Origin of the sequence: uncultured Sphingomonas sp., assembly GCF_913777625.1 — a bacterium.
GTDB lineage: Bacteria > Pseudomonadota > Alphaproteobacteria > Sphingomonadales > Sphingomonadaceae > Sphingomonas.
In genome coordinates this window covers 52,647-60,339 of record NZ_CAJYTI010000035.1, presented here as the reverse complement: position 1 = coordinate 60,339, position 7,693 = coordinate 52,647, and the positions used below count along the sequence as shown (strand labels likewise).

Below are 7,693 nucleotides of genomic sequence, written 5' to 3'. Positions count from 1 at the left end.
GCCCTGCCACCTCCCCGTGCCGGGGAGGAACAAGGGGATCGCTCCTCTGCCCCATGCGTACCCTCCCCAAAGGAGACACACGCATGGGCAATATGGTGAACGGCGTCTGGCACGCCGATGGTCTGTTCAAGTCGGACGATAAGGGCAGCTTCAAGCGCCCCGATTCCGGTTTCAGCGACTGGGTGACGGCGGACGGCGGCCCCGGCCCCGACGGCCAGACCGGCCACCGCGCCGAGGCGGGGCGTTATCACCTGTACGTCTCCTATGCCTGCCCCTGGGCGCATCGCACGCTGATCGTCCGCGCGCTCAAGGGTCTGGAGGACCTGATCGATGTGTCGGTGGTCGATCCGCTGATGCGCGAGCATGGCTGGACCTTTGCCACCGAGCGGGGTGGGACCGGCGACACCCTGCACGGCTCGGAATATCTATGGCAGCTCTATGCCCGCGCGCGGGACGGCTATAGCGGCAAGGTCACGGTGCCGGTCCTATGGGATAAGCAGCGCGACACGATCGTCAGCAACGAATCGGCCGAGATCATCCGTATGTTCAATACCGCCTTTGACGGGCTGGGCGCGCGGGCGGGGGATTTCTACCCCGCCGCCCTTCGCGACGAGATCGACAAGATCAGCCGCAAGGCCGAGAATCCCTCGATCACCCGCGACGTTTCGGGCGAAGGCGTGCAGCAGGCGCTGCTCAAGCTGATGGAAGGGACCACCGCGTCCGTTCCGCCGCAGGGCGGCCGCAAGCACCCGCAGCAGGAATTTCTGCAGGTGGACACGACCAACATCCTGTTCATCTGCGGCGGCGCGTTCGCGGGTCTCGAGAAGATCATCGGCGATCGCCTGCAGGGCAAGTCGATCGGCTTCGGCGCGCATGTCGCCGGGCCGGACGAGCGCCGCACCGGCGAACTGCTCCGCCAGACCGAGCCGGAAGATTTGCTCAAGTTCGGCCTGATCCCCGAATTCGTCGGCCGTCTGCCGGTGATCGCGACGCTCGAGGACCTCGACGTCGAGGCGCTGATCAAGATCCTGACCGAGCCGAAGAACGCTCTGGTCAAGCAGTATCAGAAGCTGTTCGACATGGAGGCGGTCAAGCTCGGCTTCACCGACGATGCGCTCACCGCCGTCTCGAAGAAAGCGATCGAGCGCAAGACCGGCGCGCGCGGCCTCCGGTCGATCCTCGAAGGCATCCTGCTCGACACGATGTTCGACCTGCCCAGCATGGACGGCGTCGACGAGGTGGTGGTCGACAAGGACGTGGTCGAGGGCCGCAAGGAGCCGGTCCGCATCTACGCCAAGAAGGAAAAGACCGGCAGCGCCGCCTGATCCGATGGAGCGGCCGATCGATATCAGGTCGGCCGTTCGTGAGGACCGCGCGGGGATCGCTGCGATGCTCGGGTAGGCCTTCGCCGAGGATCCGGTGTTTCTCTCCATTTTCCCGGATGAAAAGACGCGGCAGCGCCAGTTGCCGCGTCTTTTTGCGTTGCTGGCAGAGTCGGACCTGAGGGGCGGCTATGGGGTGCTCGCCGGCGACCGGTCGGCGGTGACGCTATGGTGATCGCCCGGGCAGGCCAAGGTTGGCTGGGGGGAGATGCTGGCCAATGCGCCGGGCCTCGTCCGCGCGCTCGGCGGATCGCTGTTTCGAGCGTTACGGGCGAGCGCCGCGGTCGAGGCGCATTTTCCGGCTGAGCCTTTCCACTATCTCCACATCGCCGGGTGCGATCCCGCCGCGCAGGGCCAGGGCCTCGGCGGAGCTGCGATCCGCGCGGGCCTTGCCGCCGCGCCGGGTGTTCCCTGCTATCTGGAGACGGCGACCGAGCGCAATCTCGGCCTCTATCAGCGCTTTGGCTTTGTCGTCACGGAGAGCTGGCGGGTGCCCGAGGGGCCGCCGCTCTGGTCGATTCGACGCGCGGCGGCCTGATTACTCGGCCGGCGTGTCGAGCGTGGCCGGCCAGGGTAGTGCCCTCAGAAGCGCAACGAAGCTCTGGCGCAGATCGCTGCTGCGTGCCCAGCTCGCCCGCGCCGCCACCAGCCAGGTTCCGCCTGCCGGGCAGAACAGATAGCTTTCGGAGACAAGCGGCTGTTCCTTGCCCTCGAGCGTGCCGGTAAGGGTGAAGCGGGCATGATAGGCGGCGCCGGCGACGCGTCCGGAGGGGGACGGCCAGCGATCGCTCTCCACGCGCTGTACGTCGCCATAGCTGTCGACGACGTTGCGCTCGATTTCGGAGAAATTGGCGGCACAGTCGCGGCCGGGCGGGGCCGGATAGACGTACAGCGTCACCAGCCCCAGATCGCCGCCATGGCGCAGCGCGTAGCCGGCGCTGACATCGAGCCCTTCGGCATCGAACCAGTGGATCCTGGTGCGCAATGCGTTGTCGAGACGCTCGGGGAACACCATGCCGGTGGCGGCATGGGTCCAGTCGCCTTCCACATTCAGGTCCTGCTGCGCCCGGGCGGGCAATGCCGTCAGCAGCAGGGCTGCGCCGATGATCAGGCGGCGAACGATCATGCTTCCTCACCCCAAGGCTTGTGGGCATCTTCGTGCGCCCGACGCGACGGTTGCAGAGCCCTGCAGCCGGCGCAAGCGGTGGAATGCCGCGGGGCGCGAGAGGCCCTTAGAACAGCCCGGGGACGAAGCGCTTCACGCGCGCGGCATAGGCTTCATATTCCGCGCCGAAATGGGCGTGGAGCAGCGCCTCCTCCTCCCGCACGCGGATCCAGGTGCCGATCGCGAACAAGGGCAGGCCAACCAGCAGGCCGCGCCAATGGCCGAACGCCAGGCCGACGGCGAACAGCATCGCGAACAGCCCGGTGTAGATCGGATGGCGGATCGTCGCGAACGGCCCCCAGGTGACCAGGTCGTGGTTGCGCCGCGTCCGCGCGACGAAGCTCCAGTTGCGGCCCATGGCGAGTGCAGCCGAGAGGAACATGCTGATGCTGGTACCGATCAGCAGCGCGACGATCACCGCTTGGCCGACCGCGGTGGCGGCGGCACTCTGCAGCGAAACCTGGACCGGTCCGACCGCCGCGAGGAAGAAGGCGGCTCCCTGCAGCCCGATGCCGATGCTCGCACGCCGGGCGGTCTGCGCGCCGCGCTCGCGGCGGGTGTAGCGCGCGCGGACGAAGAGCAGTGCCGCCACGAACAGCAGCATGCCCAGCAGCAGCACGATGAGCGCCGGCTTGCCGATCGGCGCGGGGGCGACGAGCGCGATCACCGGAACCTCCCCTGATGCTGGACCGCATCCACGGCATCGGACTGCCGCAGCACATGCGCATCCGGATCGAGCACGACATGCGCGTCTGCCGGAACGGTAAGCGTCGCCGTACCGCCGGGCATCGCCACCCGCTGTAGCTTGCCGTCGATCGAGACGTCGACGGGCAGCGGGAAGGGCTTGTTGCCGGGAGTCTTCCAGCGGAGCACCAGCTGGTCGCCGGTCCGCGTGCTGCTCAGCTCCGGAAGCGCCGCCGCGTATAGATAGACGTCGAAGAACCATTGCAGATCCTCGCCGGTCACCTGGCGAACGATGCCGATATATTCGGGCGTGGTGCCGAAGCGCGGCTTGAAATTGTCCGGCTTGGGATCCGGCCGCCCGTAGACGATTCGGCGGGTCGCCTCGAAGAACTTGTCGTCGCCGATCAGGTAGCGCAGCGTGTGGAGGACCCAGGCGCCCTTGTAGTAGATGTCCTGGCCCGGGCCGCCCTTGTCTTCCTCATACACCGCTTCCTCGATGCGGCTCTTGCCCGAGACGATCGGCGCCTTGTTGCGGATGGCGAGGCGGAACTCGTCCATCATCGCGGCATAGCGCGCATCGCCCTCGCGCCACTGGCCGTAGAGCGGCTGCATGTATTGCGTATAGCCCTCGTGCAGCCAGTAATCGTCCCAGTCGCCGGCGGTCAGCTGGTTGCCGAACCATTCATGGCCGAGCTCGTGCTGAAAGATCTCGTCGAAGCCCGACGGCGTCTTGCGGTAGTTGTTCCCGTACGCGTTGATCGTCTGGTGCTCCATGCCCATGTGCGGAGTCTCGACCACGCCGAGCTTCTCGTCGCTCCAGGGATAGGGGCCGATTACCCGCTCGTAGAAATCGACCGTGGGCGCGAATTCGGCGAACAGCGCCTTCGCCTTCTCCTCGCGGCCGGGAAGATACCAATAGTGCAGCGGAAAGCTGTTGCCGAAGCGGCTCTTATACTCGGCGGTCAACTCCTGGTAGGGCGCGATGTTGATCGCCACGTCATAGGGATTGGGGCTCCGCGCGCGCCAGTGCCACGTCGTGCGGCCGTCGGCGAGCGTCTCCACCCGCAGCAGCTTGCCGTTCGACGGCGCCTTGAGGCCTGCCGGAACGGTGATGTGCAGGTCGACCAATTCGGGTTCGCCCTGGGGAAAATCGAGGCAGGGCCAGAACAGATCGCAGCCATAGCCCTCGGCCGTGGTGGCGACCCAGGGCTTCTTCTCGCCCGGCGTGGTTGCCCAGACGAGTCCGTCATCCCAAGGCGCGCGCACTGCGACGTGCGGGGTGCCGCCATAGCTAATTTCGGCGGTGACCTTGTCGCCGGCCTTGAGCGGGCGGGGCAGGGTGATGAACAGCCGGCCCTCCGGGTTGCGCCACTGGTCGGGCTTGAGCGGCTTGCCGTCGATGCGGATCGCGCTAACGGGCAGATTCTTGTCGAGATCGATCTGCAGTATCGATTGCGGCGCGCTGGTGCGCAGGCTGAGCGTGGCGGTGCCGCGAAGGGTGTAGTTGGCCGGCATCACTTCGATGGCGAGATCGGCATGGTCGAGGTGGAGCGCCGCCCGGGCTGGATCAATCGGGCCACCGGATGCCTGCGTGGTGGGCGTGATCGGCGGCTCGCCGCGCTTCTGCGCCTCGGCGGTGCCGGCCATCGCCGCCATCGCCGCCACGGCGACCGCGAGTTTCGAAATGTTCAAACCACCCCCCAAATTCCTGGCGTCTCCATTGCTTCCGCGAATCGATCCCGAAGACCAGGCCATGATAGCGATGCCGCACCGCGAAGCGAGGGGGCGCGTGCGGGCGCAGGGGGCTGGCGTTTTCCACCGCAATCTGGGTTAATGCTGCCACCAGATTGATGCGCCCGTTCCGGGCCCCATATATAAGGCCTATGGTGCCCCAGCTGGGGCCGACCCGGAGTTTTCATGAAGCAGTCCTATCCCGTCCTGCCGCTTCGCGACATCGTCGTCTTCCCGCACATGATCGTGCCGCTGTTCGTCGGCCGTGATAAGTCGGTTGCGGCGCTGGAAGCGGCGATGGCTGCCGACAAGGAGATTTTCCTCGTCGCGCAGCTCGATCCGGCCGAGGACGATCCCGGCCGCGAGGATCTCTACGATACCGGCGTTTCCGCCGAAGTGCTGCAGCTGCTCAAGCTGCCCGACGGCACAGTGCGCGTGCTGGTCGCCGGCAAGGAGCGCGGCAACCTTCTCTCCATCGAGGAGACTGGCGGGTATCTCACCGCCCATGTCGAGCCGGTGGAGGAGGGCGACACCTCGCTTGAAGCCGCGCAGGAAGGCGTCGACGAGGCCGTCTCCAAGCTGACCCCTGAGGATCTCAGCCCCGAGCTGAAGGCGCTGATGCGCTCCGTTGTCGAGCAGTTCGAGAATTACGCCAAGCTCAACCGCAAGCTGCCAGCCGAAACCGCCGTCCAGCTGGGTGAGCTGGAGGACCCGTCGCGCCTGGCCGACGCGGTCGCCGCCAATATCTCGGTGAAGGTCGCCGACAAGCAGGCGCTGCTGGTCGAGAACGATCCGCAGAAGCGTCTCGAAATGGTGTTTGCCTTCATGGAGGGCGAGCTGGGCGTGCTGCAGGTCGAGAAGAAGATCCGCAGCCGCGTCAAGCGCCAGATGGAGAAGACGCAGCGCGAGTACTATCTCAACGAGCAGCTCAAGGCGATCCAGCGCGAGCTGGGCAATGAGGGCGAAGAGGGCGAGGGCGACGAGGTCGCCGAACTCACTCAGAAGATCGCCACGCTCAAGCTCTCCAAGGAAGCCCGCGCCAAGGCGCAGGGCGAGCTGAAGAAGCTCAAGACGATGGCGCCGATGTCGGCCGAGGCCACCGTCGTGCGCAACTATCTCGACGTGCTGCTGGGGCTGCCCTGGGGCAAAAAGTCCAAGCTCAAGAAGGACATCGCCGAGGCGCAGGGCGTGCTCGACCAGGATCACTATGCCCTGGAGAAGGTGAAGGACCGGATCGTCGAATATCTCGCGGTCCAGGCGCGCACCAACAAGCTGAAGGGGCCGATCCTGTGCCTCGTCGGCCCGCCGGGCGTGGGCAAGACCTCGCTGGGCAAGTCAATCGCCAAGGCGACCGGCCGCGAATTCATCCGCCAGTCGCTGGGCGGCGTGCGCGACGAGGCCGAGATCCGCGGCCATCGCCGCACCTATATCGGCTCGCTGCCGGGCAAGATCGTGTCGAACCTCAAGAAGGCCGGCACCTCGAACCCGCTGTTCCTGCTCGACGAGATCGACAAGCTCGGCCAGGATTTCCGCGGCGATCCGGCCTCGGCGCTGCTCGAGGTGCTGGATCCGGAGCAGAACAGCAAGTTCAACGACCATTATCTGGAGATCGACATTGATCTTTCGGACGTGATGTTCGTGTGCACGGCCAACTCGCTCAACCTGCCGCAGCCGCTGCTCGACCGCATGGAGATCATACGGCTGGAGGGCTATACCGAGGACGAGAAGGTCGAGATCGCCGAGCGCCATCTGGTCGCCAAGCAGGTCGATGCGCATGGCCTGAAGGACGGCGAGTTCACCCTCACCAATGCGGGCCTGCGCGACCTGATTCGCTATTACACCCGTGAGGCCGGCGTGCGTACGCTGGAGCGCGAGATCGCCAAGCTCGCCCGCAAGAGCCTGCGCAAGATCCTCGAGGGCAAGGAGACCCAGGTCACCATCACGCCCGAGAACCTGGCGGACTATGCTGGCGTACGGAAATATCGTTTCGGCGTGGGCGAGGAGGAGCACCAGATCGGTGCGGTCACCGGCCTCGCCTGGACCGAAGTGGGCGGCGAGTTGCTGACCATCGAGAGCGTCACCGTGCCCGGCAAGGGCGCGATCAAGACGACCGGCAAGCTGGGCGACGTGATGAAGGAATCGGTGGAAGCCGCGTTCAGCTTCGTCCGCGCGCGCAGCCCGAGCTACGGCATCAAGCCGAGCCTGTTCGCGCGGAAGGACATCCACGTCCACCTGCCCGAAGGCGCGGTGCCGAAGGATGGCCCGTCGGCGGGCATCGGCCTGGTCACGTCGATCGTCTCGACGCTGACCGGCGTGGCGGTGCGCAAGGACGTGGCGATGACGGGCGAAGTGACCCTTCGTGGTCGCGTGCTGCCGATCGGTGGGCTGAAGGAGAAGCTTCTCGCGGCGCTGCGGGGCGGCATCAAGATGGTGCTGATCCCGGAGGAAAATGAGAAGGATCTCGCCGAAATCCCTGCGAACATTCGGGAAGGGCTCGAGATTGTCCCGGTTTCGCACGTCGATGAGGTTTTGCGGCTGGCGCTGACCGAGCCGCTGACCGCGATCGACTGGTCGGATGCCGACGAACTCGCTACGCAGCCGCCGGCCGGCGTTCCGGCGATTGGAGATGCTTTGCATCATTGACAACGCGTAACTTTTCTGACGCAATTCGCGCCGAAAGGCTTTGACTCCGGCGGCTCGCCCGTGCTGACTCGCACGCCAGCGCAGCCGC

The 7,693-nt window shown here is 66.1% G+C and carries 6 protein-coding genes and 2 pseudogenes; 5 read left to right on the top strand and 3 right to left on the bottom strand.

The window, feature by feature from the left end:
- Window positions 1–53: 53 nt before the first annotated feature.
- The 4 genes and pseudogenes from QZ814_RS19220 to QZ814_RS16695 form a co-directional block, all read left to right on the top strand.
- Window positions 54–542 (top strand): annotated as a pseudogene (locus QZ814_RS19220) (glutathione S-transferase family protein); the annotation flags it as partial.
- Window positions 543–608: 66 nt separating this feature from the next.
- Window positions 609–1,325, top strand: a pseudogene (gene clpX, locus QZ814_RS19215) (ATP-dependent Clp protease ATP-binding subunit ClpX); the annotation flags it as partial.
- Window positions 1,326–1,419: 94 nt separating this feature from the next.
- Window positions 1,420–1,557, top strand: coding sequence for a hypothetical protein (locus QZ814_RS16700; protein ID WP_294334398.1), 138 nt, complete (start codon window positions 1,420–1,422; stop codon window positions 1,555–1,557).
- A 33-nt stretch (window positions 1,558–1,590) separates the two neighbouring features.
- On the top strand, window positions 1,591–1,920 hold the full coding sequence (locus QZ814_RS16695; protein WP_294334396.1) for a GNAT family N-acetyltransferase: 330 nt from the start codon (window positions 1,591–1,593) through the stop codon (window positions 1,918–1,920).
- Here the strand turns inward: QZ814_RS16695 and QZ814_RS16690 are convergent, their stop codons facing one another.
- The 3 genes from QZ814_RS16690 to QZ814_RS16680 all read right to left on the bottom strand — a co-directional run bounded on the left by QZ814_RS16690 (window position 1,921) and on the right by QZ814_RS16680 (window position 4,887).
- On the bottom strand, window positions 1,921–2,508 hold the full coding sequence (locus tag QZ814_RS16690; protein ID WP_294334394.1) for a hypothetical protein: 588 nt from the start codon (window positions 2,506–2,508) through the stop codon (window positions 1,921–1,923).
- Between the two features lie 106 nt (window positions 2,509–2,614).
- Window positions 2,615–3,214, bottom strand: coding sequence for an isoprenylcysteine carboxylmethyltransferase family protein (locus tag QZ814_RS16685; protein ID WP_294334393.1), 600 nt, complete (start codon window positions 3,212–3,214; stop codon window positions 2,615–2,617).
- Window positions 3,211–4,887 carry a M1 family metallopeptidase gene (locus QZ814_RS16680; protein ID WP_294334400.1) on the bottom strand — a complete coding sequence of 559 codons (1,677 nt, stop codon included), beginning with the start codon at window positions 4,885–4,887 and terminating at the stop codon, window positions 3,211–3,213. The genes QZ814_RS16685 and QZ814_RS16680 overlap by 4 nt, the downstream gene beginning before the upstream one ends.
- Window positions 4,888–5,148: 261 nt before the next feature.
- On the opposite strand from QZ814_RS16680, the gene lon reads away from it, so the two are divergent.
- Window positions 5,149–7,605 carry an endopeptidase La gene (lon, locus tag QZ814_RS16675; RefSeq protein WP_294334392.1) on the top strand — a complete coding sequence of 819 codons (2,457 nt, stop codon included), beginning with the start codon at window positions 5,149–5,151 and terminating at the stop codon, window positions 7,603–7,605.
- The last annotated feature ends 88 nt before the right edge of the window (window positions 7,606–7,693 follow it).

Bases quoted from the DNA above. Each gene is read 5' to 3' on its own strand.
- lon (WP_294334392.1), top strand. From the start codon at position 5,149: ATGAAGCAGTCCTATCCCGTCCTGCCGCTTCGCGACATCGTCGTCTTC.
- QZ814_RS16695 (WP_294334396.1), top strand. From the start codon at position 1,591: ATGCTGGCCAATGCGCCGGGCCTCGTCCGCGCGCTCGGCGGATCGCTG.
- QZ814_RS16680 (WP_294334400.1), bottom strand. From the start codon at position 4,887: ATGGCGGCGATGGCCGGCACCGCCGAGGCGCAGAAGCGCGGCGAGCCG.
- QZ814_RS16690 (WP_294334394.1), bottom strand. From the start codon at position 2,508: ATGATCGTTCGCCGCCTGATCATCGGCGCAGCCCTGCTGCTGACGGCA.